24 protein-coding genes and 1 tRNA gene are annotated in these 24,295 nt (G+C 64.7%); 14 read left to right on the forward strand and 11 right to left on the reverse strand.

Features of this window, described 5'->3' with window-relative positions; all coding sequences use genetic code 11:
- Positions 1–161 precede the first annotated feature (161 nt).
- Both JQ635_RS32815 and JQ635_RS32820 read right to left on the reverse strand, forming a co-directional pair.
- Entirely contained in the window at positions 162–530 is a 369-nt protein-coding gene (locus tag JQ635_RS32815; protein WP_211413920.1) for a YidB family protein, read from the reverse strand.
- An 87-nt stretch (positions 531–617) separates the two neighbouring features.
- Positions 618–1,292, reverse strand: coding sequence for a glutathione S-transferase family protein (locus JQ635_RS32820; protein WP_211413921.1), 675 nt, complete (start codon positions 1,290–1,292; stop codon positions 618–620).
- A 123-nt stretch (positions 1,293–1,415) separates the two neighbouring features.
- On the opposite strand from JQ635_RS32820, the gene JQ635_RS32825 reads away from it, so the two are divergent.
- Positions 1,416–2,132 carry a DUF599 domain-containing protein gene (locus JQ635_RS32825; RefSeq protein ID WP_211413922.1) on the forward strand — a complete coding sequence of 239 codons (717 nt, stop codon included), beginning with the start codon at positions 1,416–1,418 and terminating at the stop codon, positions 2,130–2,132.
- 1,001 nt (positions 2,133–3,133) lie between these two features.
- On the opposite strand, the gene JQ635_RS32830 is transcribed toward JQ635_RS32825, so the two are convergent.
- On the reverse strand, positions 3,134–3,529 hold the full coding sequence (locus JQ635_RS32830; protein ID WP_246583914.1) for a winged helix-turn-helix transcriptional regulator: 396 nt from the start codon (positions 3,527–3,529) through the stop codon (positions 3,134–3,136).
- A gap of 39 nt (positions 3,530–3,568) precedes the next feature.
- On the opposite strand from JQ635_RS32830, the gene JQ635_RS32835 reads away from it, so the two are divergent.
- Entirely contained in the window at positions 3,569–4,510 is a 942-nt protein-coding gene (locus tag JQ635_RS32835) for an SDR family oxidoreductase (protein WP_349631892.1), read from the forward strand.
- On the opposite strand, the gene JQ635_RS32840 is transcribed toward JQ635_RS32835, so the two are convergent.
- The 4 genes from JQ635_RS32840 to mgtE form a co-directional block, all read right to left on the reverse strand.
- Complete coding sequence (locus JQ635_RS32840) at positions 4,511–5,485, reverse strand: hypothetical protein (protein ID WP_211413923.1); 975 nt, start codon at positions 5,483–5,485, stop codon at positions 4,511–4,513.
- 49 nt (positions 5,486–5,534) lie between these two features.
- Positions 5,535–6,353, reverse strand: a complete 819-nt coding sequence (locus JQ635_RS32845; protein WP_211413924.1) for an aldo/keto reductase — start codon at positions 6,351–6,353, stop codon at positions 5,535–5,537.
- Between the two features lie 127 nt (positions 6,354–6,480).
- Complete coding sequence (locus tag JQ635_RS32850) at positions 6,481–6,783, reverse strand: helix-turn-helix domain-containing protein (protein ID WP_211413925.1); 303 nt, start codon at positions 6,781–6,783, stop codon at positions 6,481–6,483.
- Between the two features lie 177 nt (positions 6,784–6,960).
- Positions 6,961–8,382 (reverse strand): magnesium transporter, encoded by a 1,422-nt coding sequence (mgtE, locus tag JQ635_RS32855; protein ID WP_211413926.1) that lies wholly within the window; start codon positions 8,380–8,382, stop codon positions 6,961–6,963.
- A 116-nt stretch (positions 8,383–8,498) separates the two neighbouring features.
- Here mgtE and JQ635_RS32860 point away from each other — a divergent pair, with 116 nt between their 5' ends.
- The gene (locus JQ635_RS32860) at positions 8,499–9,272 is read left to right on the forward strand and encodes a polysaccharide deacetylase family protein (RefSeq protein WP_211414008.1); all 774 of its coding nucleotides are present in this window, start codon (positions 8,499–8,501) and stop codon (positions 9,270–9,272) included.
- 158 nt (positions 9,273–9,430) lie between these two features.
- A complete protein-coding gene (locus JQ635_RS32865) occupies positions 9,431–10,735 on the forward strand; it encodes a polysaccharide deacetylase family protein (protein WP_211413927.1) in 1,305 nt (434 codons plus the stop codon).
- A gap of 5 nt (positions 10,736–10,740) precedes the next feature.
- Here the strand turns inward: JQ635_RS32865 and JQ635_RS32870 are convergent, their stop codons facing one another.
- Entirely contained in the window at positions 10,741–11,115 is a 375-nt protein-coding gene (locus JQ635_RS32870; protein WP_211413928.1) for a hypothetical protein, read from the reverse strand.
- 279 nt (positions 11,116–11,394) lie between these two features.
- Here JQ635_RS32870 and JQ635_RS32875 point away from each other — a divergent pair, with 279 nt between their 5' ends.
- Entirely contained in the window at positions 11,395–11,652 is a 258-nt protein-coding gene (locus JQ635_RS32875; protein WP_211413929.1) for a hypothetical protein, read from the forward strand.
- A gap of 66 nt (positions 11,653–11,718) precedes the next feature.
- Here the strand turns inward: JQ635_RS32875 and JQ635_RS32880 are convergent, their stop codons facing one another.
- Positions 11,719–12,612 (reverse strand): LysR substrate-binding domain-containing protein, encoded by an 894-nt coding sequence (locus tag JQ635_RS32880; RefSeq protein WP_211413930.1) that lies wholly within the window; start codon positions 12,610–12,612, stop codon positions 11,719–11,721.
- 108 nt (positions 12,613–12,720) lie between these two features.
- Here JQ635_RS32880 and JQ635_RS32885 point away from each other — a divergent pair, with 108 nt between their 5' ends.
- The 7 genes from JQ635_RS32885 to JQ635_RS32915 all read left to right on the forward strand — a co-directional run bounded on the left by JQ635_RS32885 (position 12,721) and on the right by JQ635_RS32915 (position 21,388).
- Positions 12,721–13,470: an SDR family NAD(P)-dependent oxidoreductase gene (locus tag JQ635_RS32885; protein WP_211413931.1), complete on the forward strand. Its 750-nt coding sequence runs from the start codon at positions 12,721–12,723 to the stop codon at positions 13,468–13,470.
- A gap of 20 nt (positions 13,471–13,490) precedes the next feature.
- Positions 13,491–14,339: a transketolase gene (locus tag JQ635_RS32890; RefSeq protein ID WP_211413932.1), complete on the forward strand. Its 849-nt coding sequence runs from the start codon at positions 13,491–13,493 to the stop codon at positions 14,337–14,339.
- Between the two features lie 23 nt (positions 14,340–14,362).
- Entirely contained in the window at positions 14,363–15,355 is a 993-nt protein-coding gene (locus JQ635_RS32895; RefSeq protein WP_211414009.1) for a transketolase family protein, read from the forward strand.
- Between the two features lie 52 nt (positions 15,356–15,407).
- Positions 15,408–16,433 carry a TRAP transporter substrate-binding protein gene (locus JQ635_RS32900; RefSeq protein ID WP_211413933.1) on the forward strand — a complete coding sequence of 342 codons (1,026 nt, stop codon included), beginning with the start codon at positions 15,408–15,410 and terminating at the stop codon, positions 16,431–16,433.
- Positions 16,430–18,295 (forward strand): TRAP transporter large permease, encoded by a 1,866-nt coding sequence (locus JQ635_RS32905; RefSeq protein ID WP_211413934.1) that lies wholly within the window; start codon positions 16,430–16,432, stop codon positions 18,293–18,295. Before JQ635_RS32900 ends, JQ635_RS32905 begins: the two co-directional genes overlap by 4 nt.
- A 66-nt stretch (positions 18,296–18,361) precedes the next feature.
- Positions 18,362–20,377, forward strand: a complete 2,016-nt coding sequence (gene tkt, locus JQ635_RS32910) for a transketolase (protein ID WP_211413935.1) — start codon at positions 18,362–18,364, stop codon at positions 20,375–20,377.
- A gap of 39 nt (positions 20,378–20,416) precedes the next feature.
- Entirely contained in the window at positions 20,417–21,388 is a 972-nt protein-coding gene (locus JQ635_RS32915; RefSeq protein WP_211413936.1) for a D-2-hydroxyacid dehydrogenase, read from the forward strand.
- Positions 21,389–21,475: 87 nt separating this feature from the next.
- Here JQ635_RS32915 and JQ635_RS32920 read toward each other — a convergent pair whose 3' ends face one another.
- On the reverse strand, positions 21,476–22,651 hold the full coding sequence (locus JQ635_RS32920) for a lipase family protein (protein WP_211413937.1): 1,176 nt from the start codon (positions 22,649–22,651) through the stop codon (positions 21,476–21,478).
- Positions 22,652–22,945: 294 nt separating this feature from the next.
- Between JQ635_RS32920 and JQ635_RS39095 the strand changes: the two genes are divergently transcribed.
- Both JQ635_RS39095 and JQ635_RS32930 read left to right on the forward strand, forming a co-directional pair.
- Positions 22,946–23,323 (forward strand): hypothetical protein, encoded by a 378-nt coding sequence (locus JQ635_RS39095; RefSeq protein WP_246583915.1) that lies wholly within the window; start codon positions 22,946–22,948, stop codon positions 23,321–23,323.
- A gap of 1 nt (position 23,324) precedes the next feature.
- Positions 23,325–23,888, forward strand: coding sequence for a type II toxin-antitoxin system VapC family toxin (locus tag JQ635_RS32930; protein ID WP_211413938.1), 564 nt, complete (start codon positions 23,325–23,327; stop codon positions 23,886–23,888).
- Between the two features lie 304 nt (positions 23,889–24,192).
- Here JQ635_RS32930 and JQ635_RS32935 read toward each other — a convergent pair.
- Positions 24,193–24,277, reverse strand: a tRNA-Leu gene (locus JQ635_RS32935).
- Positions 24,278–24,295 lie beyond the last annotated feature (18 nt).

The raw sequence follows: 24,295 nt of genomic DNA on the forward strand, positions 1-24,295 counted from the left end.
TGGTCCCACTGCGATGGCCGGCCGGAAACCCGGGTGCTGTATAGCATGCATGCGGCGTTTTTGACCAGCCTCATGCAAGCCTGGTGAACGTACAAATTTTGAAGTCTTTTCAGGACGATAACGGGAACCGCGGCCCACTTTGATACCGCTGGAACCGAGCCCTAGGCGGTATGGGGCAGATGCCCTTGCGGACTTGCCTGGTCGACGGCCTTTGGCAGCTCCTGGGCGAGGATCTCCCCCAACTGGTCGACCGGGATGTTGTAGCGGGCGGCGAGCTGGCGGACGGTGTCGTTGCCGAGCACGGCGCGGAGCTGGTCGGCCGAGATCGGCAGGTTGTGGCCGTTGCCGAGCCAGGACTTGACCTGGTCGCCGAAGCCGGCCTGCTGGAGCTTTGCGACGATCGCGCTGAGGCCGCCCTGATTGTTGCTGCCGAGCACTTCGTTGAGCACGGCCGGGAGCACGGCGGCACTGAGCTGGCCGAGTGCGCTGCGGAGCGCGGGATTGTTTTCCAGCGAGTCCAGGATTCCCATCGCGCGCCCTCTCCTAAGCCGTCGTTGCGCCGTGATTGAGCGCCGCCATCCGGCATACCGTCAAGCCGCGCTCAATCACAATCATGCTCACGCGTCCTCGAACTTCGCGATGAGAAGCGTTTCGGCGATCCCCTCGCGGGTCCATTCCTGGAACGCCGGCAGCGCCATCATCGTCTCCATGTAAGCCTTAGTATCCGCCGCCACCTCGATCGCATAGGTGCGCAAGCGATGCACGACCGGCGCATACATCGCATCCGCCGCGCCGAAGCGGCCGAACAGGAACGGTCCCTTCGACGGTCCCTTGGCTCCATAGCGCGCCCGGCACTCGCGCCAGATCTCCTCGATGCGCGCGACGTTGGCCTTCGCATCGGCCGACAGCGTTACGGCGCGGATCGGCCGGTGCAGGTTCATGCCGCATTCGCTGCGAAGGGGCACGAAGCCGGAATGCATCTCGGCGCAAACCGAACGGGCATGGGCGCGGGCCGCGGCGTCGTCGGGCCACAGCTTCTTCTCCGGATAACGCTCGGCGATGTATTCGATGATGGCGAGCGAATCCCACACCGTCACGTCGCCGTCGACCAGCACGGGCACCTTGCCGGCGCGGCTGAAGGTCAGGATCTGCTCCTTGTCGGCGGGATTGTCGGTGTAGAGCGGGATCAGGCTCTCCACGAAAGGGATGTCGTTCGCGCGCAGCGCGAGCCAGGGCCGCATCGACCATGACGAGTAGTTCTTGTTGCCGATCGCGAGCTTGAGCGTTGCCATGTCACTGATCCTTCCCGAGACGTCTTGAAGCGAGCTGCTTTTAACGCCATCGCCTGCCGCCAATCAATCGTTGCTGCGCCCGGCCATGCGTGGCAATCGTTGCGATCCCCAAGGGAGCAAGACATGAGCAGGCACTGGGTCGACATCACGGCGGTCGGCTTCTTCATCATCGAATGGCTGGCCTATGCGCTGACGCTGGAGCACTCGGCCTATGGCCGCGACAGCCTGTCGGCGCGCATGAACCGCTACCGCGAGGTCTGGGTGCGCCGCCTGCTCGACCGCGAGACGCGCATGGTCGACATGCAGATCATGGCCTCGCTCCAGAACGGCACCGCCTTCTTTGCCTCGACCAGCCTGTTCGCGCTCGGCGGCACACTGGCGCTGCTGCACGCCACCAACGACGCGATCACGATTCTGAGCAAGCTGCCGATCGACCTCAGCACCTCGCCAGCGATGTGGGAGCTGAAATGCGTCGGCCTCGTGCTGATCTGCGTCTACGCCTTCTTCAAGTTCGCCTGGGCCTATCGCCTGTTCAACTATGTCGCGATCCTGTTCGGCGGCATGCCGCCGGCCTCGCAAGCCGACACGCCGGCGGCCGAAGCCCATGTCATCCGCACCTCGCGCCTGTTCGAATCCGCCGGCCGCCATTTCAACCGCGGCCAGCGCGCCTTCTTCTTCGCACTCGGCTATCTCGGCTGGTTCGTCAGCCCCTGGGTGCTGTTCGTGACCACGGCCGCGGTGGTGGTGGTGACGTGGCGGCGGCAGTTCGCCTCCAGCGCCTGGGCGGCGATGGCGCCGGAAGGGATCGAGGGCGAGGAGATCAAGAAGCGCGGTCATTGAAGCTCTCGTGTCCCGGACAAGCTGCAACGCGTAAAGCGTTGCGGCGCAGAGCGGGACCCAGGGCAGCATGGCACAGCGCGGACGCATGGGCCCCGGCTCTGCAGCGCACCGTCGAAGAGACGCTGCGCTGCGTCCGGGGCACAAGAGCGAAGTGTGGCGCACGCTCTTTCGACTCGTCATTGCGAGCGCAGCGAAGCAATCCAGAGTCTTTCCGCGGAGGGATTCTGGATTGCTTCGCTGCGCTCGCAATGACGGAGTAAAGGGCACCGACGTCGTTCTCAAACTTCTACCGTGCTCACAGACGCGCCTTCCCGATCTCGCGGCTGATCCACCCGAGCTTTGCTTCATCTTCCACCCTCGTGCCCAAGAGGGCGCAGGGAAGGCCGGGTGCCCAGCTGGCACCCGCGGTCTGCTGCGCAAAGAGCACGCGCAAAAGAACCGCACAGCAGCATACAGGTGTAGCCAATCACTCGGCCTTCCCTGCGCGATGGTCGGACGGCTTATGCCGTGCTCTCCCGGGAGCCGAATTCCTTCTGGCCTCCCTCACCCTCACGAAATTCACCGGCACCGCGCCGGTTGACGCGACTGCCGCCTCCGCAAGAGCTTGACCGTAGCAACGACGGCCAGGACCACACGGTTTTGCCGTACGCACGGCCCGCCATTTCGCCGCAGTTTTTCCAACCCTGTCGACGGGGCCGGAAACTTACAGACGAGACGAACCTGTCAGCGCCGTTCGTCCGCGCGATGCCCAGGGCTCACGGAGAGCAATCCGTCCTACCCTTAAGCTCTCGCGCCCGACGCCGCCGCGTCCACCGCAAGCCCGGCTCGCGAAAATGACGACCTCATGATCGCCCCTCAGGGATGAGCTGGGATGGGGGACACATACGACATTTCCGAAATTCGGTAAAGTGGAATATTTTTAGCGCAGCGGGTTGACAGGCGAACGACACAGACCGGTTGCACAGAAGCCCGGATAATCGCTCACCCGGGCTACGCGAGCCTCACTCAACCTTCGCGGCCTCGAACTTCGCGCGCGCAGTTTCCATGGCGCGGCGGTTGCGCTGGGCCCAGGCCGCGATGGCCTGCAACGGTTCGATCAAGGAGAGCCCGAGCCTCGTCAGTTCGTACTCCACCTTCGGCGGGATCGTCGCATAGGCGGTCCGCTTTACCAGCCCATCCGCTTCGAGGGCGCGCAACGTCAGTGTCAGCATGCGGTGCGACGCCCCGGTCATGCGCAGGATGGCATTGAAGCGCATCGGACCGTCAGCCAGCGCACCGACGGCCATGACCGTCCATTTGTCTCCGATCCGATCGAGGACCTTGAGCACGGCGCGGCAGTCTTCGGGATCGTCCCATCCGGGCCTTGCCATCCGCGGCTGAGGCTTGAAACGCTTCATCGTCCTGTCCCTGGAATCGACACACGATCAAATCTGTTCGTGGCGCATCAAATTGTGCGTTCTTGCGGGTCTATTCGATATCGAACATATCGTCACGAACAAATTGTTCGTTACAACGATGGGGTATCGAGGATGCAGATCGGCGTCAGCGGAGCGAGTGGTCATCTTGGCAAGGCGGCGGTGGCCGAATTGATCGAGCGAAGCAGCGGGCACCACATCGTCGGCATCTCCCGCACCCCCGCCACCGTCCATGCGGCGGTCGAGACGCGGCATGGCGATTATGACCAGCCCGAGACACTGATCGCGGCCTATCGGGGCCTCGACCGCCTGCTGATCATTCCGAGCTCCGAAGTTCAGCCAGGCCGGCGCGATCGGCATTTCGTCAGCGCAATCGACGCTGCCGTGAAGGCCGGCGTCGGGCACGTCGTGATGATGTCGATCGCGGCCGCCCGCGAGGTTGACGAGCGCGACATGTACGCAGCCTATTTTACGGGCGAACAGCATCTGATGAGAGCCGCCGGGCGATGGACCATCCTGCGGATGAACTACTACGCTGAATCATTTGCACAGGTGGCCGCGATGTCCGCGGCCTCGGGCGTCGTGCCGGGGCTCGGCGAGAATCGCGTCGCCTTCGTCTCGCGCGACGACGTGGCGGCCGCGGCAGCCGGTATCCTGCTTGGCGATGGTCACGCCGGCGCAATCTACAATGCAACTGGTCCGGCCGTGGTCAGCGGCAGGGAACGTGCCGAGCTGCTGTCGGATATCACCGGCAAGCCTGTCCACTTCGTCGTCATGGATGAAGCGCAGCTTCGCGATGGCATGATCCAGGCGAAGATCCCTCAAGAATACGTCGCCGCGCTGCTCGATATCGAGCGGCGCTTCGCGGCGGGGGACTTCGACATCGTGACCGGCGACGTCCAGCGCCTGGCGGGCCGCGCGCCGCGACCACTGCGCGCGGTTTTGTCGAAGCAGTTCGGCTAGCTATCCGCCGAAATCCCGCGGGCTGAACGGCAGGTCCAGCACCTTCCATTCCCCGTAGAGATTGGCCGGCAACATCTTGTAGGGTTGGCAGGCCTGCAGCGCGCTCATTGCGGACTTGACGATGGCCACGCCCTTGGCGGATGGCGGGGCCGCCATGAGGATGGGCTCGCGCGCCAGCGTGCCGTCGGTGGCGAACACCGCGCGCAGCTTGATGTGGACGTTGTCGGTCGGATCGACGCCGGCCGGCAGCTTGGCGCAGCTCCTCAAATGACGGCGAAGCTCTGCGATGACCTCGGGCGGAAGCTTGGCAGCGATCGAATCCTTGGCGTCGCCGCCGTCGTCCTTGGGGGCATCTTTCGGTAGCTCGTTCGGCAGTTCGGGCGGCAGCCCGAGCATGACGCCATACTTGACGGTGACGTCAGGCTCCGGCGCCTGATAGGCCGGCGGGGGCGCAGCCTGCGGCTGCTGCATCGCCTGTGGCGACGGCTGGGGCTGCGATTGCGGCGGCGGCGGCGGTTGCGACGGCTGGGGCTGTGGTTGCGTCGGCTGTGGCTCTTGGGCCTGCGGCTGCGCGGCAGCCTCACGTTGCTTCGGCGCCTGCGATGATTGCGGCTGCGGCTGTTTCTGCTCCGGTTCGGGCGACGCCTTCTGCGACGATTGCGACGCGGCCTGCTGCTTGGCCGCGGGCTTCGGCGCTGTTTCCGCCTTGTCCTTGTCGGTAAAATCCAGCTTCGGCAGCTTCAGGTCGGGGACCTCTTGCTTGGCCTTCTCCTCCGCCTTCTCTTGGGCCTTCTCCTGGGCCTTGGCCTCCTCCTGCTTCACCTGCTCCGGCGTGACGATGTCCACCGAAACGGTTTCGGGCGCTGCGGCGTGAAACGGATGGACCTCGCTGATCACGATGATCAGCGCCACCAGCGTCAGATGCGCAATCGCCGACGCTGCAATATCCGTCCGTATGATCTTCCGCAGTTCCATCGCCCGGTCTTGGGTTGCCGCCCTGCTGTTAGCATACCGCGGTCCCCCCTCAATCCCATTTCGGCGCGAAGCCGAAATCGGTCAGTCGACCCTTGGGGCTGGCCAGTGTGGCAATCTGCGCCATCTCGTCGTCCGAGAGCTCGAAATCGAAGATATCGATGTTCTCCGACAGGCGTTCGACACGCGAGGTGCGCGGGATCGCAGCGACATTCTGTTGCACCAGCCAGCGCAGGCAGACCTGCGCCGGCGTCTTGCGGTGCGCGCGGCCGATGGCAGCGAGCGTCTGGTCGGACTTGATGCGGCCCTTGGCGATGGGACTGTAGGCGACCAGCGCGAGGCCATGCTTGTCGCAGGCCGCCCTCACCTTCGCCTGGTCGAGATAAGGATGATATTCGACCTGGTTGCAGACCAGCGGCTCGCCGGATAGCGCCACCGCCTGCTCGACCAGCGCTACCGTGAAGTTGGAGACGCCGATGTGGCGGGCGAGGCCCATGCGCTTGGCATGCGACAGCGCGCCCAGCGTCTCCGCCAGCGGCACGTGCGGATTGGGCCAGTGCAGCAGCAGGAGATCGACGGAGGGAAGCCGCAGCCGCGCGAGGCTCTCCTTGACCGAGCGCTCGAGGTCGTGGGGCGCGAAATGGTTGGTCCAGACTTTTGTCGTGAGGAAGATGTCGTCGCGGCGCACGCCGGAGGAGCGCAGGCCGTCGCCGACCTCACGCTCGTTGTCATAGACCTGGGCGGTGTCGATGTGGCGATAGCCGAGCCGCAGCGCCTGCTCGACCACGCGGGCGCAGGTGCGCCCTTCCAATTCCCAGGTCCCGAGCCCGATCGCCGGGATCCTTGCGCCATTGGCCTCGACGAACAGCATGAGGAATCCTCTCTGTTACGCAGCCCCGAACGGCATTATGGACCTCACCCGTCATGGTTGCCAACGGACGTCGGTGCCTGCGGGACGGATATTCAGAGCAGTGCTAACAGGAGGTTCGCGCGAGGCTTCAGGCCTTGGCGAGCGCCTGGAACACGGTGTCGGGCGCATGGGCGATCACCGCGAGCAGCGCGCGGGCGGGTCCCCGCGGGGCGCGCTTGCCCTGCTCCCAGTTGCGGATGGTCTCTACGGGAACACCGAGCTTGGCGGCGAACTCCATCTGGGTCAGGCAGGCGCGTCGCCGCAAATCGCGCACCGCGAGCGAGCTTGTGTCGGCCGGCGTCGCATTGGCCGCCGGCTGGACCGGAAACTCCTGTCCATCCCGCAACTCGACGATCCGCCCGTCCGCCTTCAGCCGCAACCGCATGTCCATTCCCCCAAGCGCAGGCGATGATGCGGCAGGTCGCTTAAGTTCGGATTAAAGATGATGGGGCCGTCATTCCGGGGCGCGCGGAGCGCGAGCCCGGAATCCATCGTGCAGGGGAGCACGCCGACAAATGGATTCCGGGCTCGCGCCAAGTGGCGCGCCCCGGAATGACGAAGCAGGCCCCTACTTCAACCCGAACCAGAGCGTCGCGATCCCGAGGAAGGAGAAGAAGCCGACGACATCCGTCACCGTGGTGACGAACGTGCCTGATGCCACCGCGGGATCGGCCCTGACGCGTTCGAGCGCCATCGGGATCAAAATGCCGCCGAGCGCGCCGGCGACGAGGTTGCAGATGATGGCGAGCCCGATGACGATGCCGAGGCCGGGGATCTTGAACCAGGCCACCGCGGCGATGCCGGTGATGACGGCGAAGGCAAGGCCGTTGACGAGGCCGACCAGCGTCTCGCGCATCACCACGCGCCAGGCATTGGAGGAGCCGAGCTCGCGGGTGGCGAGCGCGCGCACCGCGACCGTCATGGTCTGGGTTGCGGCATTGCCGCCCTGGCTCGCCACGATCGGCGCCAGCACGGCGAGCGCGACCATCTTCTCGAGCTGGCCCTCGAACAGGCCGAGCACGGAGGACGCCAGGAACGCGGTGGCGAGGTTCACCAGCAGCCAGTTGAAGCGGCCGCGGGCGATGGTGAGGAACGTGTCGGACAGCTCTTCGTCGCTGGTGACGCCGCCGAGCGCCTTGAGGTCCTCGTCGGCCTCCTCCTCGATGACGTCGACGACGTCGTCGACGGTGATGACGCCGACGAGGCGGTCTTGGGTGTCGAGCACGGGGGCTGCGACGAGGTTGTACTTGCCGAACATGCGCGCCACCTCCTCCTGGTCCTCCAGGACGGAGACGCGGCGGCGGTCCTCGTCGGTGAGTTCAGTGAGCGGCACCGGGCGGCGCGCGCGCAAGAGCACGTCGAGGGGGACGGCGCCCTGCCAGTGCTGGTCCTTGTCGACGACGTAGATCTCGTAGAAGCGGTCGGGCAGATCTGGCGTCTCGCGCATGTAGTCGATCGCCTGCCCGACCGTGAAATCCTGGGGTACGGCGATGAACTCGGTCTGCATGCGGCGGCCGGCGGAATTTTCCGGATACAGCAGGCTGCGCTCGAGCGCGACGCGCTCCTGCAAAGGCAGCTTCTCGAGGATCTCCTCCTGATCGTCCTCGTCGAGAGTCTCCAGCAGCTCGACCGCGTCGTCGGATTCGAGCTCGCGGACGCCTTCGGCGACCGTCTCCGGCGGCAGCTCCTCGAGGATCTCCTCGCGCACGGCCTCGTCGACCTCGTTCAGCGCCGAGAAGTCGAAGTCTCGCCCCGTGAGCTCAACCAGGCGGACGCGGTCGTCGGGCGCGAGAGCGCCGATCAGGTCGCCGAGGTCGGCCTCGTGCAGCTCAGCCACGCAGGCGCGCAGCGCGGCGCTGTCCCCGGCCTCGATCGCGCGGGCAATTTCCTCGACGAATTCATGACGAATTTCGCCGTCTTCATTGCGCATCGGCACGTGGTCGAGTACCGAATCCGCGGCGGCCGGGGCACCGTCCATATGTTCATCCATGGCGCGCCTCGCCGTTTGACAGGTTGGAACGAGTGGTCTGAGCTGATGGTTCAGGCAATACCCACAAGGCAACTGCGAGCGCAATGACAAAGATGCTTCGGCTGAAATGGACATCGATGTCGGCGGGCGCGGTCCTTGCGGCCCTCACCGGCATGGCCCCGGTGGATGCTGCCGAGTGCCCACGCAAGGATGCGCTCGGCACGTCGCGGATCCTGAACGTCGATGCCAAGGCCACGCCGCGCGTCGGCCTGAAGAGCTTTCCGCAGACGCTGGCGCTGGCCGATCGCGAGATCGTGCTGACCTTCGACGACGGCCCGCATCCGCCGACGACGTCGAAGGTGCTGGCGGCGCTGGCGCAGGAATGCGTGCGCGCGACCTTCTTCCTGATCGGCCTGCACGCCTCGGAACATCCCGAGATGGTCAAGCGCATCGCGCGCGAAGGCCACACCATCGGCCATCACACCTTCTCGCACCCGTTCATGGCGCGGATCCCGTTCGACAAGGCGAAGTCCGAGATCGACCGCGGCATCGCGGCAGACGAGATGGCGCTGCACGGCACCTCGACGACGACGCCCTCGACGCCATTTTTCCGCTTCCCCTATTTCGAAGCGACGCAAGCCGAGCTCGACCTGCTGCAGTCGCGCGGCATCGTCGTGTTCGGGGCCGACCTCTGGGCCAGCGACTGGAACGAGATGACGCCGGAGCAGGAATTGAGGCTCGTCACCGAGCGCCTGGCTGCCAGCGGCAAGGGTATCATTCTCTTCCATGATCCCAAGGCGCGCACGGCGGCGATCATGCCGGCCTTCCTGCGGTATCTGAAGGACAACGGGTTTCGCGTGGTTCACGTGGTCGCGGCGGGCACGTCACAGAAAAGTGCCGACGCGCGCTGATGCCGGAATGTCACGGCGGGGCAAAATGGGGTGATTTTGGCCCTATTAACACTCTGTTCATGCTACGGAATGCAAACATGGAAGAGTATGGCGCCTGAACCGTTTCCAGGCGTCTCCGACCTACTATGGCGGCAATCGAATGAGGGCAGACGGGATTGATGATCGGAAGTAGCGTTGTGGTTCGGACGCGATCGTGGATCGTCCTCTGTCTCGGGTTGCTGACCGTGGGCGCACCGGCAGCCTATGCGGCCGACTGCCCCGGCCACCCGGACGCGCTCGGCACGTCCCGCACCCTCGTGGTGGATCCGCGCGAGCATCCGCGCATCGGCACCATGCAGTACCGCGAGACGCTGCCGCTGAGGGATCACGAGGTCGTCCTGACTTTCGACGACGGTCCGCTGCCGAAATATTCGAACCAGGTCCTCAAGATGCTCGACGACGAGTGCATCAAGGCGACCTTCTTCATCATCGGCGGCCAGGCCAAGGCGAATCCGGAAGGCGTGCGCAAGCTGGTGGCGGCGGGGCACACCGTCGGCACCCACAGCATGAACCATCCGCTGACGTTCGACCGGATGCCGGTCGAGAAATACGAGCCCGAGATCAACGGCGGCATCGAGTGGACCTCGGCCGCGATGACCGATCCGTCCAAGCTCGCGCCGTTCTTCCGCATTCCCGGCCTGATGCGCGCCGAGGGCGTCGAGAACTATCTGATCTCGCGCGGCATCCAGGTCTGGAGTGCCGACTTCCCGGCCGACGACTGGCGCCACGTGTCGTCCGACCGCGTCTATCAGCTCGCGATCCAGCGGCTGGAGGCCAAGGGCAAGGGCATTTTGCTGCTGCACGACATCCAGGCGCGGACGGTTGCAGCGCTGCCAAAAATCATCCGCGACCTCAAGGCGCGCGGCTATCGCATCGTGCATGTGGTGCCGGCGACCGCGGACCGGCCGGCAACGCCGACCACGCCGGTCGAATGGCTGCTGCATCCGCCGACCGAGACGACACCGATCGCGCGCTGGCCGGCCGTTCCGAATTTCGTGTTCACCGAGACCCGGACGCTGCCGGCGCCCGCGCTGGCCGACCTCAATGCGCAGTCCGAGCATCAGCCGCTGCTGCCGCGCCGGACCAAGGCGCAGGTGGATATCGCATCCACCCTGCCCGTGCCCGGCCGCGACCTGTTCGCGATTCCGGAAGGCTCGGTCGAGGTGCTGCTGTCCACGACCCTGTCGCGGCGCGCCGCGACGCGGATGGCAATGGCGGCCGAGACGCCCCGCGCGGGCAAGGCCGCAAAGGGCAAGGCCGTCAAGCCGCACGCCCCCCGGGTCGCGCATGCGGCGCCTGCACAGGCCAAGAACACCGCACCCAAGAACACCGCACCCAAGAACACCGCGCCCAAGAGCACCGCGCCCAAGAGCACGGCGTCCCGCCCGACCCGCGTTGCGACCAGCGTGAAGAAGCGCGCCTGAAGCGGCTATTGCCGCATGATCGCGGCGACGCAGAGCAGCACGATCAGCGCAAGGAAGAACAGGTCCATATAGGACTTGAGCTCGCCGTCGCGTCGCAGCCGGGCGACGTCGGCAACGACCTGCTTGCGCGCATTGGTTCCGCCCGAGCCGTCGTTGATCGGGGCCTGAAGACGTTTCGTCTCGGCCTCCAGCTTCTCGATCTTCTGGAAGAAGTAGAACGCACGCAGCGTCGAGGCGGCGCGCATGCCGGCATAGACCAGCACCAGGATCGCGAGGATCGCCCGGTTCGGATACTTCTCCATGAAGTTCAGGCTGAAATAGACCACCGCCATGAACGCGAAATTGGTGACGAAGCGGTAGACGAAGCTGAGAAAGACCATGCTGGCTTGTGCCTTGAGGGTGCGCAGGCGGAAGCGTGCTGCGAATGCGGGGTCAGGGGGCCCGGACCGGAACTGCCGGCCGGATCCCTGCAGGCGCCCGTCTACGCCAACATTGTTTCAACAAAGATACCACGGCCCTGCAACTTGCCGCCTTTTAGCCACGCGCTGCCATAATGCAAGCCGGCGCCTGCCGCGCGCGGGCGGTCCCGCAACGGCTCAATGGAGATTTGGCGGAAGTCGCGATAGACTGGGCCGCGCCGCCATATCTGGGGTCTGCCGATGCCGAAGAAGGGAATCACGGGCCACGACGAATGGGTTCTGACCGAGGCCCTCGCGACCGCGCTGGTCGCGCTGGAGCAGCTCGCGCCGAAGCACCAGCCGAGCGCGCATATGGAGGACATCCGCAAGATGCTCGCGAACGGCAAGGAGCCGGCCGCGGTGAGCCTGCACCTCGCCCAGGCCAAATGCCGCCTGTTTCCGGAAGTCGATCCACTCGAGATCTACAAGGAATACGGCATCGGCGAGGAATACGGCTGACGGAGGCCCGAGGCGTCTGCCCCTGAGGACGAGATTTTGACGGCTGGCGCCCCCCTCTGCCGCCATCTAGCGCTTCTGACCATCCGTCGCCAAACCCAATTCCTTCGTGATCCATCTTGTAAAGGTGCGAACCGAGCGGCGATGCTTGGTTTGCGGCGGACAGACGAGATAGTGCCCGACATAGGCCGGATCGCTGGCGCGCCCGGCCAGCGGAGCCACCAGCTTGCCGCTCGCAAGTTCGCGCTCGGCCAGTCGCGTGGATTCGAGCGTCACGCCGAGACCATCGACGGCGGCAGCAATCGCCATGAAGCTGCGATCGAACCTGAACCCGCCCGGGCTCGGCGCCGAAAGGCCGTTCGTCGCGAACCAGGCGTTCCAGCGAACCCGCTTCTGCTCGCTCTCGATCAGCGAGAGTTTGAGCAGATCGGCCGGCTCGCGGATGGCGCCGGCAAGCGAAGGGGCGCACAAGGGACGCACGATTTCCTCGCCGAGCGGCAGAACAGCCATGCCTTCCTGGCGCGGCGGCCCGTAGCAGATGTCGAGGTCGAACTCGTCATTGCGGAAATGAGGATAATCGGTTCCTGCCGCCAGCCTGACTTCCAGCTCGGGATGCTTCTCAATCAGTCCCCGCAGCCGCGGCATCAGCCATTGCGCCGCCAGGCTCGGCGCACAGTGAATGCGCAAGAGATTGGATGAGCGGGCGCTGGCAACCTCAAGCCCATTCCTCAGTTCGTCGAAGGCGCCGGACACGCGCCGCAACAGCTCTTCGCCTGCCTGATTGACCAGCATCCGGCGACCATCACGCTCGAACAGCGTCGTCCCGATCTGCTCTTCGAAGTCCCGGATGGCATGGCTGACCGCGCTCGGAGTGAGCCCGAGCTCGCTCGCGGCCGCGCGGAATGACCCGGAGCGCGCGGCTGCCTCGAACACCCGAAGAGAGCGAAGGGGAAGCGGAGCCATACGACAGGTGAGCACAATTCAACTATCAGTGCAAATTTCGCGTATATTCGTGGCTGCTGGCCTCAACCATATTCCCCGCCAATCGAAACAAAATTTCTCGGAGGGAATATGCTTCTGGCCGGCAAAACCGCGATCATTTCCGGAGCGGCAGGTGCGCGCGGCATCGGCTTCGCCACCGCCAAGACGTTCGCGGCCCAGGGCGCACGCGTCGCGATCCTCGATCTCGATGGGGCCGGCGCCGCCAGGGCGGCCAGCGAGCTCGGCAAGGAGCATCTCGGCATCGCCTGCAACGTCACCGACAAGGCCGACTGCGAACGCGCCGTGGCCGAGGTGCTCAAGGCCTTCGGCCAGGTCGACATCCTCATCAACAATGCCGGCATCACCCAGCCCGTGAAGGTCTGGGATATCACCGCGTCCGACTGGGACCGCATCCAGGACGTCAATCTGCGCGGCGTGCTCTATCTCTCGCAGGCGCTGATGCCGCACATGCGTGCGCGGAAGGCAGGCGCGATCGCCTGCATGTCCTCGGTCTCCGCGCAACGCGGCGGCGGCATTCTCGGCGGCGCGCACTATTCGGCCGCCAAGGCCGGCGTGCTTGGCCTCGCCAAGGCCATGGCGCGGGAACTCGGCCCCGACAACATCCGCGTCAACTGCGTCACGCCCGGCCTGATCGTCACCGACATCAACATCGGCAAGATCCCGCCCGAGAAGGAGAAGGAGATCCTCGCCGGCATTCCGCTCGCCCGCCTCGGCCGGCCGCAGGACGTCGCCAACATCTTCCTGTTCCTGGCGTCCGATCTGTCGGCCTACACGACCGGCGCCGTGATCGACGTCAACGGCGGCATGCACATTCACTGACGACGCATAGGGGACCAGCCATGTCCGGAGCCGACCTGCGAACCAATGAGCCCCCGCTTGCGGAGCGGGCCTACGGCATCCGCCGCAACGCGCTGCGAATGGGCGAAGTTCAAGGCCAGGGCTACATCGCCCAGGCCCTCGACATCGCCGACGTGTTGGCGGCGGCCTACTTCCATGCCATGCGCTATCGCCCGGAAGACCCGGCCTGGGACGGACGCGATCGCTTCCTGCTGTCGAACGGTCACTACGCCATCGCGCTCTATGCCGCGTTGATCGAGGCGGGAATCATTCCGGAAGCGGAGCTCGAGACTTACGGATCTGACGAGAGCCGGCTTCCGATGTCCGGAATGGCATCCTACACGCCGGGCATGGAGATGTCGGGAGGATCGCTCGGGCTCGGCCTCGGCATCGCCGTCGGCATGTGCCTGGGCTTGAAGCGCAAGGGCTCCGACAGCCGCGTCTACACGTTGTTCTCCGACGGTGAGCTCGACGAAGGATCCAAGTGGGAAGCGATGATGTCGGCGGCGCACCACAAGCTCGACAATCTCATTGCGATCGTCGACGTCAACAATCAGCAGGCCGACGGCCCCTCCACCCAGATGATGGGCTTCGAGCCGCTCGCGGAAAAGGTGCGGGCGTTCGGATGGTTCGTCCAGCGCATCGACGGCAACGACCTCGATGCCGTGGTTGCCGCGTTCGATGCCGCCAGGACGCACGAGGGCGCGAGACCGCGCATGATCATCGCGGACACCCTGATGGGCAAAGGCGTGCCGTTCCTGGAGGCCCGCGAGCGCAATCATTTCATGCGCGTCGATCAGCACGAATGGCAGCTCGCGCTGCAGGCTCTTGACGAAGGGAGGCGCGCGTGACGGCGACCACCAAGACCGCGACCATGCCATCCCCGAACAAGCCTCGCCTCACCACCTCGGCCATGATCGCCTCGATCGCGTCCGAGGGACAGCGAACGAAGCCCGCTCCATTCGGCAATGCGCTCGTGGAGGTCGCACGAACACGCCATGACATCGTCGGCATGACGGCCGACCTCGGCAAATACACCGACCTTCACGTGTTCGCGAAGGAATTCCCGGACCGCTATTATCAGATGGGGATGGCCGAACAGCTGCTGTTCGCCGCGGCATCGGGCATCGCGGCCGAGGGATTTACGCCGTTCGTCACGACCTATGCCGTCTTCGCGGCTCGCCGCGCCTACGACTTCATCCACCAGACGATCGCGGAGGAAGACCGCAACGTCAAGATCGCATGCGCCCTGCCCGGCCTCACCTCGGGATACGGACCAAGTCATCAGGCGGCGGAAGATCTCGCGCTGTTCCGCGCCATGCCGAACATGACGATCATCGATCCGTGCGACGCGCACGAAATCGAGCAGGTCGTGCCGGCGATGGCAAATCACCAGGGCCCGGTCTACATGCGGCTGCTGCGCGGACAGGTGCCGCTCGTGCTCGATGAGTACGGCTACAAGTTCGAGCTCGGCAAGGCCAAGCTGCTGCGCGACGGCGCCGACGTGCTGTTCGTCTCCTCGGGACTGCTGACGATGCGCGCGCTGGAGGCGGCCCAACGTCTCGAGGCCGACAGGATCCAGGCCGCGGTGCTGCATGTGCCGACCATCAAGCCGCTCGACACACAGACGATCGTCGACGCATGCCGCAAGCCCGGACGCCTCGTCGTCGTCGCCGAGAACCACACCGTGATCGGGGGACTGGGTGAAGCGGTCGCGGCTGCCTTGATGCGCGCGCGCGTCCATCCCGCGTTCCAGCAGATCGGCTTGCCCGACGAGTTCCTCGCCGCAGGAGCGCTACCGACATTGCACGATCGCTACGGCATCTCGACGGAAGCGATATGTGCTGCCGTCAAAAGTTGGCGGTGAACCGGCCGCCTTCTCAAGAACGACACCAACAAAAAATCCCAGGGAGAACGAAATGACCAAGCAATCCAAGGCGGGCCTGAGCCGACGCGTCGTGCTGGCGGCAGGTGCATCGATTCCGCTCGTATCGATCCTCTCGCGACGCGGCGATGCGGCCGAATTCACCCTCAAATTCGCGACCGGACAGGACCCGTCGCATCCCGTCAACAAGCGGGCGCGCGAGGCGATCGACCGCATCAAGGAGGCGACCGGCGGGCGCGTCGAGATCAATCTCTTCCCAGCCAACCAGCTCGGCTCAGACACCGATCTGCTGGGCCAGATCCGCAATGGCGCGGTCGATTATCTGAACATCGGCTCCTCGGTGCTGGCAACGCTGGTCCAGAGCGTCGGCATCGTCAACACGGGCTTTGCGTTTTCATCCTACGACGAAGTCTGGAAAGCGATGGACGGCGACCTCGGAAAGTTCGTCAAGGCCGAGGTCGAGAACGTCGGTGTCATCCAGGTCTGCAAGTCATGGGACAACGGGTTCCGCCAGCTCACCTCGTCCACCCGCGAGATCAAGACGCCGGAGGATCTGAAGGGCTTCAAGATGCGCGTTCCGGCGGCGCCCATCCTCACCGGCCTGTTCCAGGCCCTCGGTGCCGGACCGACCCCGATCAACTTTAATGAAGTCTATTCCGCCCTGCAGACCAAGGTCGTCGAAGGGCAGGAAAATCCGCTGGCCATCATCGCCACCGCCAAGCTCTACGAGGTGCAGAAATATTGCAGCCTCACCAGCCACGTCTGGGACGCCTACCTCATCCTCGGCAACCGCCGCTCCTTCCAGCGGCTGCCGGCCGACGCCCAGGAGATCGTCACGCGCGAGCTGAACAAGGCGGCGGACGCCGAGCGTGCGGACATTGCCGCGCTCTCGAAATCGCTGCGTGACGAGCTTGCCGGCAAGGGCCTGCAGTTCGTCGAGGTCGACAAGGCCGCCTTCCGCGCATCCCTCGCCAAGACCAGCTTCTACAAGGACTGGCGCCAGAAGTTCGGCGACAAGGGCTGGACCCTGCTCGAGCAAGCGGTGGGTCAGCTCGGATGAGCGCCGAGACGCTGTCGGGAGAGACGGCCGCGCCCGTATCGAGCCTGGCCGCTCCATTCGATCGGGCGCTCGCGCTCCTCACCGAGCCGCTGGCGGCCATCGTGGTCGTGGCCGAAATCCTCGTCCTGCTCACCGGGGTGATCGCACGCTTCGTGTTCAATCATCCGCTGACCTGGTCAGACGAGCTCGCCTCGATCATGTTCCTGTGGCTCGCCATGCTGGGCGCGGCCATCGCACAGAGGCGCGGTCAGCATATGCGCATGACCGCGCTCGTCGGGATGTTCTCGGGCTGGCAGCGCGGTCTGCTCGAGGCCGCGGGGGCTGCGGCGCCCGCGCTGTTTCTGCTGCTGGTTCTCCACCCCGCGTACAATTTCGCTGAGGATCAGACCTTCGTCCATACGCCGGCGCTCGGTCTCAACGACGTCGTCCGGGCCGCGGCCTTGCCGGTCGGTATCGTGCTCATGCTGGCGGCAAGCCTGGTTCGCTGCGCCGATCGCGGCTGGCGCGATCTCGCGCTCGCGGTTGCGGTGATCGCAGCGCTGGCCGGCCTGCTCTATCTGCTTGGCCCCTGGATCCGCGGGATCGGCAACTGGAATCTCGTCATCTTCTTTGCCGTCCTGCTCGGACTTGGCGTACTTGCCGGCGTGCCGATTGCGTTCTGCTTCGGGCTGTCCACCGTCTCCTATCTGATGCTGACCACGACGACGCCGCTCGAGGTGATCCCGGGGCGCATCGACGAGGGCGTCAGCTCGCTGATCCTGCTGGCCGTGCCGCTGTTCATCCTGCTCGGCTATCTGATCGTCATGACGCGCATGTCGACTGCGATGGTCAACTTTCTCGCGGCACTGGTCGGTCATGTCGAGGGCGGCCTGTCCTACGTCCTGCTGGGCGCCATGCTGCTCGTCTCGGGCATTTCCGGCGCCAAGACGGCCGATATGGCGGCCGTCGCGCCGGTGCTGTTTCCAGACATGAAGAAGCGCGGCATCCACGAAGGCGAGCTGGTGTCGTTGCTCGCGGCCTCGGGCGCCATGGCGGAAACGATCCCGCCGTCGATCGTACTCATCATCATCGGCTCGGTGACCGGCGTCTCGATCGCGGCGCTGTTTACCGGCGGCATCCTGCCCGGCCTCGTGCTGGCGCTGGCGCTGGCCTTCATTGCGCGCCGCCGCATGGCGGAGGGCTCCGGTGCCGAGCGCGGCGTGACCAATATGCGCGAAATCGGCCGGACATTCGTGATCGCCGTGCCGGCCCTGCTGCTGCCGATCATCATCCGTGTTGCCGTGATGGAAGGCGTTGCCACCGCGACGGAGGTCGCCACGATCGGCATCGCCTATGCGATCGTCGTCGGCATTCTCGTCTATCGCTCGTTCAACTGGCGCGAGCTCTACCCCGCGCTCGTCGGTACGGCGGCGCTGGCAGGCACCATCCTGTTCATCATCGGCGCCGCGACCTGCATGTCCTGGGCGCTGACGCAATCGAACTTCTCGCATGCGCTCGCGGCGGTGCTGGCGCAGGCTCCCGGCGGCAAGTACGGCTTCCTCATCGGCTCCATCGTTCTGTTCATCGTGCTCGGCAGCGTGCTCGAGGGCATTCCGGCGATGGTGCTGTTCGGTCCGCTGCTCTTCCCGGTCGCCAAGCAGCTCGGCGTGCACGAAGTGCACTATGCGATGGTGGTCATTCTCGCCATGGGCATCGGCCTTTTCGCGCCACCATTCGGGCTCGGCTACTACGCCGCATGCTCGATCGGCCGGGTCGATCCGAATGCTGGCCTGAAGCGGATCTGGGCCTATCTCGCCGCGCTGGTCATCGGGCTGCTCGTCGTGGCCTTCGTTCCCTGGATCTCCACAGGCTTTCTCCCGTGATGCGACGATCGCGCACTGCCTTGCGGCGGTGGCGCGATCGCCTCGCATGAAAATGGTGCTCGCCCTATGTCAGCTGATGCCTCCCTCACCCTCGACCCGACGCGTCCATCAGGCGAGCTCCGCCAGCGCATGGCCCATGCGATCCGCTTTCTTGCGGTCGATGCCATTCTGAAAGCTGGCGAAGGTCATCAAGGGGTTCCGCTCGGCATGGCGGAGATCGCCACCGCACTGTTCGCGCGCCATCTGAAGTTCAATCCGAAGGACCCGCTCTGGCCGGATCGTGACCGCTTCGTGGTCTCGAACGGCCACGGATCGATGCTGCTCTACGCCCTGCTGCACCTCACCGGCTACGAGAAGATCTCGCTGTCGCAGGTCCAGTCCTTCCGCGAGCTCGGGTCGCACTGCGCCGGTCACCCCGAATATGATCCCGCCGCCGGCATCGAGACGACGACGGGGCCGCTCGGCCAGGGCATCGCCAACGCCCTCGGCATGGCCATCGCCGAGGCCCGCTTGCGGGCGCGTTTCGGTGCCGGAATCGTCGATCACATGACATACGCGTTCGTCGGTGACGGATGCCTGCAGGAGGGCGTGGGCCAGGAGGTCATTTCGCTTGCCGGACACCTGCGCCTTGGCCATCTCGTCTTTGTCTGGGACAACAACGAGATCACCGACGACGGCGCGACCTCCTTGAGCATTTCCGAGAACGTGGCCGAACGCTTTCGGGTTGCCGGCTGGCACGTCCTGGAAGTCGACGGGCACGATATCGAGGCTGTCGGCAACGCCTTCGCGAAAGCGCGACAGGATGATCGCCCATCGCTGATCGCCTGCCGTACCACGATCGCCAGGGGCATCCGGCGCCTCGAGGGCCAGCGCGGCGGGCACAGCGGCAAGCTGTTTGACGCCGACCGCAACGCGATGGCGGCTTCGCTGGGCTGGCCAGCGACACCCTTCGCCATTCCAAACGAAGTGGCCGCAGCCTGGCTCGATGCGGGAGCGCGCTCGCAGGCCGCATACGACGCCTGGCAGCGCCGCGCCGCGACCATGGACGGCTCCGATCGCGCATCCTTCGGACGCGCCATCGCCGGGCATCTTCCCGAGGGATGGCGCGACGTCACGTCGTCCTACAAGGCGCGATCGATCGCTGCAGGGCAACCGGCGCCCTCGATCGAGACCTCCGGCGAGGTCGCCAGTGCCCTCTACGACGTCATACCCGACATCATGACGTGCTGTGCCGATCTCGAGGCGCCGACGAACCACAAGCGCCAGCTCACAGCCTTCACCGCGACCGATAACCGGGGCCGCTATGTTCACTGCGGCGTACGCGAACACGCGATGGGGTCGCTCGCCAACGGCATGGCCGCCCATGGCGGCATCATTCCGCTGGCGGTGACCTATCTAGCGTTTGCCGATTACGAGCGTCCGGCCATGCGGATGGCGGCGCTCATGGGCCTGCCCGTCAAGTTCATCTTCAGCCATGACTCGATCGGAATCGGCAAGAACGGTCCGACCCATCAGCCGGTCGAGATTCTCGCCTCGCTTCGGGCCATGCCCAACATGCTGGTGCTGCGACCAGCCGATGCCACAGAGATGGCCGAATGCTGGGAAATCATGCTCGAGCACGGCACCGGGCCGGTCTCGCTGGTGTGCGCCCGGCAGATGCTGCGCCAGTTGAGGTCCGATGCAGGTCCTGAAAATCCCACGCGACGCGGTGCCTACGTCCTTGCCGAGGCCACGGGAGAGCGCCGCGTCACACTGCTCGCGACCGGCTCCGAGGTCGCCCTGGCCATGGACGCGCGCGCGATCCTGCAAGCGAAGGGCGTTCCGACGGCGGTTGTGTCGATGCCATGCTGGGAACTGTTCGAGCTGCAGGATGAGGGCTACCGCGCCTCGGTCCTGGGGACCGGTACCGCTCGGGTCGGCGTCGAGGCCGCCATGAAATTCGGTTGGGAGCGCTGGCTCGGCCACGACGGCGCCTTCGTCGGCATGACAGGATTCGGCGCGTCGGGTCCCGCCGACGTGCTCTACCGGCACTTCAACATCACAGCCGATGCGGTCGTTGCGGCCGCACTGGCCCTCCTCTAGCTCCACCGCATCGTCGCGGAATCCCCGGAAGACAAAATCATGACGCTCGCCGAGCCCGCACGCATCGTATTTCTCGACCGCGACACGATGCCGGCCGATATCCGCCTTCGTCCCTTCGCCTTCCCGCATGAACTGCGCGAATTCGGCGCGACCGAGCCCGGTCAGGTTGCCGAGAGAATTTCGAACGCGGACATCGTCATCACCAACAAGGTGCCGATACGCTCTGCCGAATTGAGCGCGGCGCCGAAATTGCGATTGATTGCGATTGCGGCCACCGGCTCCGATGTCGTCGATGTCAAGGCTTGTGCGGGTCGCGGCATCGCCGTCTCCAACATTCGCGGCTATGCGGTCAACACCGTGCCCGAGCACACCTTCGCGCTCATTCTGGCGCTGCGTCGCAGCCTGACCGCCTATCGTGATTCGGTTCGCGCCGGCCGCTGGGCCGAATCCGGCCAGTTCTGCTATTTCGACCACCCGATCAACGATCTCTCCGGCGCCACGCTCGGAATCATCGGCGACGGCGCGCTCGGCCGCGCGGTTGCCGACATTGGCAGAGCCTTCGGCATGCGCACGCTCTTCGCGTCCTACAAGGGCGTCGCCGGAATGGGCCCGCTCTACACGCCGTTCGACGAGGTTCTGCGACAGAGCGATATCATCACGCTGCATGCGCCCCTGATGCCGCAGACACGCAACATGATCGCGGGACCCGAATTTGCGCTGATGCAGCGCAGGCCGATTCTCATCAACACGGCGCGGGGCGGCCTCGTCGACGAGGTAGCGCTCGGCCAGGCGCTTCGCTCCGGCCAGATCGCGGGCGCGGGCTTCGACGTGGCGACCGTCGAGCCGCCGCAGGCCGATCATCCGCTGATGCAATTGGCCGGCTTGCCGAATTTCATTCTGACGCCGCACGTTGCCTGGGCCAGTCGGGAAGCCGTTCAAACGCTCGCCGATCAGCTCGTCGACAATGTCGAAGCATTCTGGAACGGGGCGCCACAGAACCTGGTGGCCTAGGCGCGACGCCACGCGCCGGCTGTGCGTCGCGGCGCCGGCCTGGTCGCGTGGAAGTTTGGCTCTCCTGTCCCGGATGTCATTGCCGGTTCAGGCGCCATACTGCTCCTTCATGTATTTCAGGTAGTTGCCGAGGTGGTGCTGCCAGAAATAGTCCAGCTTCTGGCATCCCGGCGTCCCATCGGTCGGGTTGCCGCCCGGGATGGCGAAGAGCGGCAGCAGCGCGCCTGAATCAGCATAGTTCAGCGAGGCCTGAATCTGGTCGAGGATCTGTTGGATCAGGTCCGAGATCGTTGATCCCGTGATCGGTGCACCCGTTGCCGCGCCGAGATCGGCGGCGTTCAAATGGATCGCCTCCGATGTCAGTCTCAGAGAAAGACTCTCGACCCGCTGCTTGAGCCGCCTCACCGCATCGTCGCGAACACGATTGACTGCGCTCTCACCGTCGGCGGCCACACTGCCGAGGGCGTTCACGGCCTCAGGATTGAGACTGCCATTGAACCCGCGCAACGGATTTGGCGTGTTGAGGTCCGATATCCACTCCAGGGCAAACGGCGCCTGCGGCACCCAGTCCTGCGTCGACGTCACCGCCCAAGCGTATCCGTCGACCGCGGCAAGCCGCGCGTAATCGTAGGAATAATGGTCGTTGCCGGCCTTGGCCGGCGCGAAGGTATAGGTCTTGTAGGACGCCCCCTTGAAAACATCCGTCGAGTGCCGGACCAGCGAGGTCAGCAGCGTGGCGATCGAGGCACCCTGGCTGTGCCCGGTGATGTAGACGTCGTTGCCCTGCTCCGCGAGCAGCCCCAAGGTCACGAACAATGGGCTGTCGGTGGTGAACAGCATGAGCAGCAAACTCAGAGCGAAGCCCGAATGCACACCGGCCTTCACCGCACTGTCACCCTCATCGCGGGCGAGGTAGAACGGCAACGAGATCGGACCGAGCTTCACGTCAAAGCGCGCGTTGATAAGGGGGAACAGCAAGTCGGCCAACACGCTGGCTGCACTTGCGACCGTGCCGCGCACTGCGATCGCGTATTGGGTGGTGTCACTCTGATTCTGCCAGACCTGCCAGTAGTTATCCAATAGCGTGGCACTCGTCGGGGTGAGGTCCTTGCGGATCGCCCAATTTGAGCTCGGATTGGGCACGGGGGGCACGCCGCAGGTTGCCACCACTTCGGTCAGCGATGGCGTGCCGGCGTAAGCATGCTGCGCCATCTCGAGCAGAAGTTGCGCCTCCGCGAATTGGAATCCCGACTTGAGCGTCATGCTGCCCTCCTTGCAAAGGTGCTCGACTCCAGCCGCCCGTGTTCGGACCCGGAAGCCAGCGACCGATATTTCGCGTCTCTCGGAGTTTATCAATTATAAGGTGTTATTGTATCTGAACGCAATATAAAGGTGCTGATCGACGAGCACCCTGACAGGCTCATTCCAGGAACAATTGCGTGAGCAGGCGATATCTCACAGGCGCAGCAGCTGTTCCAGGCTTCGCCCAATTAGCTTGAAGTCCCAGCTCTGAAACCGTATGTTAGACAATATTCAATTATGTCCAACACGAGCGCCATGACGAAGATCAGGACATCGGCAGGCAAATCCCTACCCCACCGGAGCAAGCAGGCGGCGGAAACGACCAGAGATCGCTTGAAGCAAATCAATGTCGCTCGCGAGCCGGAGACCGACCAGCTCGTCGTGAGCAAGGCGCGATTCGCAGCGGTTATGCAGGCGGCGGAAAGGTCCGGTCTTCTGAACAAAAAAGGCGGCCGTATTGGCGGCAGGGTGAGCGCAGAATTGGTCAGGCAGGCCAAACGGCAGACGGGTATCGAATCAGACACCGACCTGATCGAGTTTGCCCTGGCCACGGTCGCGCTGGAGGATAACTTCGCAGGCGCGTTCAAGGAGTCTCGCGGCAAAGTCGACCCGAAGCTGAAGCTCGGTTTTTGAGGTGGCGGAGTTCGATTTCGACGCTGCGCGGCGGTGGGCGCGCTTTGATCCACAGAGAACGTTGGCACGCCGCGGCGACAATGAGCTACCCTTCGTCGATCCGAGCTCGATTGGTGGACAAGGACTCCTGCTCGACACCTCCGTGTACATCGATCAGATGCAAGGTCGTTCGCCAAAAATCCTGGACGATCTGGTCTCGCAGCGGCAAGTCAATCATTCCACCGTCGCGATCCAGGAACTGATGCACACAGTCGGCGTATTGGATCCATCCGACGCGCGAACTGGCACTGTCATTGATGTGATTGGCGAGCAGATCAGAGCGATGCCGCCACATCGCATCTTTGCGCCGGACACCGAGGTTCTCGGACGGGCCGCGCTGCTGTCGGGGATACTTTGCCGGATTCAAAGCTATGAAAAGGATGGTAAGCTACGCGCGCTCCAGGACTGCGTGCTGTTCCTTCAGGCACAAAAGCTTGGCCTTGTTGTCCTGACAGCGAATGTCGGCGACTATGATATTCTGCTCCAGCTCATTCCAACCGGACGAGCGCTGTTTTATCGTTCGTAATGACCACCCTTGTTGTTTGACCGGGCACTTCTCGCGTCCACCAATGACGGAACGAGTCCTGTCCTTTGCGATCACGTCTGGGCATCCGGCCGCGGGCCGGAACTGCGGCGCGTCCATCATTCGAAATTCGGCGATACGTCAATCGTCGCGATCGACTGTCTCAACCCCGATTGGTCGTCCGAAAACGAAAAGCTGCTCGCGGCATGGTCAAACTTGAACGCTGAAATCCTATGTTCCCACCGGTTCGCGAGTAGGACCATTTCGGCAAAAAAACCGAAGCAAATTCAATGCAATTTTTGAGAGGTGGTGCGCTCGGAGGGACTCGAACCCCCACGGTGTTACCCACTGCCACCTCAAGGCAGCGCGTCTACCAGTTCCGCCACGAGCGCTAGGAGATACCGGCCTGA

Source organism: Bradyrhizobium iriomotense (genome assembly GCF_018130765.1).
GTDB classification, from domain to species: Bacteria; Pseudomonadota; Alphaproteobacteria; order Rhizobiales; family Xanthobacteraceae; genus Bradyrhizobium; species Bradyrhizobium iriomotense_A.

What these genes read in the sequence shown, in the direction of transcription:
- tkt (WP_211413935.1), top strand. Translation starts at nt 18,362, where the DNA reads ATGTCAGCTGATGCCTCCCTCACCCTCGACCCGACGCGTCCATCAGGC.
- JQ635_RS32825 (WP_211413922.1), top strand. Translation starts at nt 1,416, where the DNA reads ATGAGCAGGCACTGGGTCGACATCACGGCGGTCGGCTTCTTCATCATC.
- JQ635_RS32920 (WP_211413937.1), bottom strand. Translation starts at nt 22,651, where the DNA reads ATGACGCTCAAGTCGGGATTCCAATTCGCGGAGGCGCAACTTCTGCTC.
- JQ635_RS32815 (WP_211413920.1), bottom strand. Translation starts at nt 530, where the DNA reads ATGGGAATCCTGGACTCGCTGGAAAACAATCCCGCGCTCCGCAGCGCA.
- JQ635_RS32850 (WP_211413925.1), bottom strand. Translation starts at nt 6,783, where the DNA reads ATGGACATGCGGTTGCGGCTGAAGGCGGACGGGCGGATCGTCGAGTTG.
- JQ635_RS32880 (WP_211413930.1), bottom strand. Translation starts at nt 12,612, where the DNA reads ATGGCTCCGCTTCCCCTTCGCTCTCTTCGGGTGTTCGAGGCAGCCGCG.
- JQ635_RS32875 (WP_211413929.1), top strand. Translation starts at nt 11,395, where the DNA reads ATGCCGAAGAAGGGAATCACGGGCCACGACGAATGGGTTCTGACCGAG.
- JQ635_RS32895 (WP_211414009.1), top strand. Translation starts at nt 14,363, where the DNA reads ATGCCATCCCCGAACAAGCCTCGCCTCACCACCTCGGCCATGATCGCC.
- mgtE (WP_211413926.1), bottom strand. Translation starts at nt 8,382, where the DNA reads ATGGATGAACATATGGACGGTGCCCCGGCCGCCGCGGATTCGGTACTC.
- JQ635_RS39095 (WP_246583915.1), top strand. Translation starts at nt 22,946, where the DNA reads ATGACGAAGATCAGGACATCGGCAGGCAAATCCCTACCCCACCGGAGC.
- JQ635_RS32845 (WP_211413924.1), bottom strand. Translation starts at nt 6,353, where the DNA reads ATGCTGTTCGTCGAGGCCAATGGCGCAAGGATCCCGGCGATCGGGCTC.
- JQ635_RS32915 (WP_211413936.1), top strand. Translation starts at nt 20,417, where the DNA reads ATGACGCTCGCCGAGCCCGCACGCATCGTATTTCTCGACCGCGACACG.
- JQ635_RS32865 (WP_211413927.1), top strand. Translation starts at nt 9,431, where the DNA reads ATGATCGGAAGTAGCGTTGTGGTTCGGACGCGATCGTGGATCGTCCTC.
- JQ635_RS32820 (WP_211413921.1), bottom strand. Translation starts at nt 1,292, where the DNA reads ATGGCAACGCTCAAGCTCGCGATCGGCAACAAGAACTACTCGTCATGG.
- JQ635_RS32840 (WP_211413923.1), bottom strand. Translation starts at nt 5,485, where the DNA reads ATGGAACTGCGGAAGATCATACGGACGGATATTGCAGCGTCGGCGATT.
- JQ635_RS32860 (WP_211414008.1), top strand. Translation starts at nt 8,499, where the DNA reads ATGTCGGCGGGCGCGGTCCTTGCGGCCCTCACCGGCATGGCCCCGGTG.
- JQ635_RS32905 (WP_211413934.1), top strand. Translation starts at nt 16,430, where the DNA reads ATGAGCGCCGAGACGCTGTCGGGAGAGACGGCCGCGCCCGTATCGAGC.
- JQ635_RS32885 (WP_211413931.1), top strand. Translation starts at nt 12,721, where the DNA reads ATGCTTCTGGCCGGCAAAACCGCGATCATTTCCGGAGCGGCAGGTGCG.
- JQ635_RS32830 (WP_246583914.1), bottom strand. Translation starts at nt 3,529, where the DNA reads ATGAAGCGTTTCAAGCCTCAGCCGCGGATGGCAAGGCCCGGATGGGAC.
- JQ635_RS32870 (WP_211413928.1), bottom strand. Translation starts at nt 11,115, where the DNA reads ATGGTCTTTCTCAGCTTCGTCTACCGCTTCGTCACCAATTTCGCGTTC.
- JQ635_RS32890 (WP_211413932.1), top strand. Translation starts at nt 13,491, where the DNA reads ATGTCCGGAGCCGACCTGCGAACCAATGAGCCCCCGCTTGCGGAGCGG.
- JQ635_RS32900 (WP_211413933.1), top strand. Translation starts at nt 15,408, where the DNA reads ATGACCAAGCAATCCAAGGCGGGCCTGAGCCGACGCGTCGTGCTGGCG.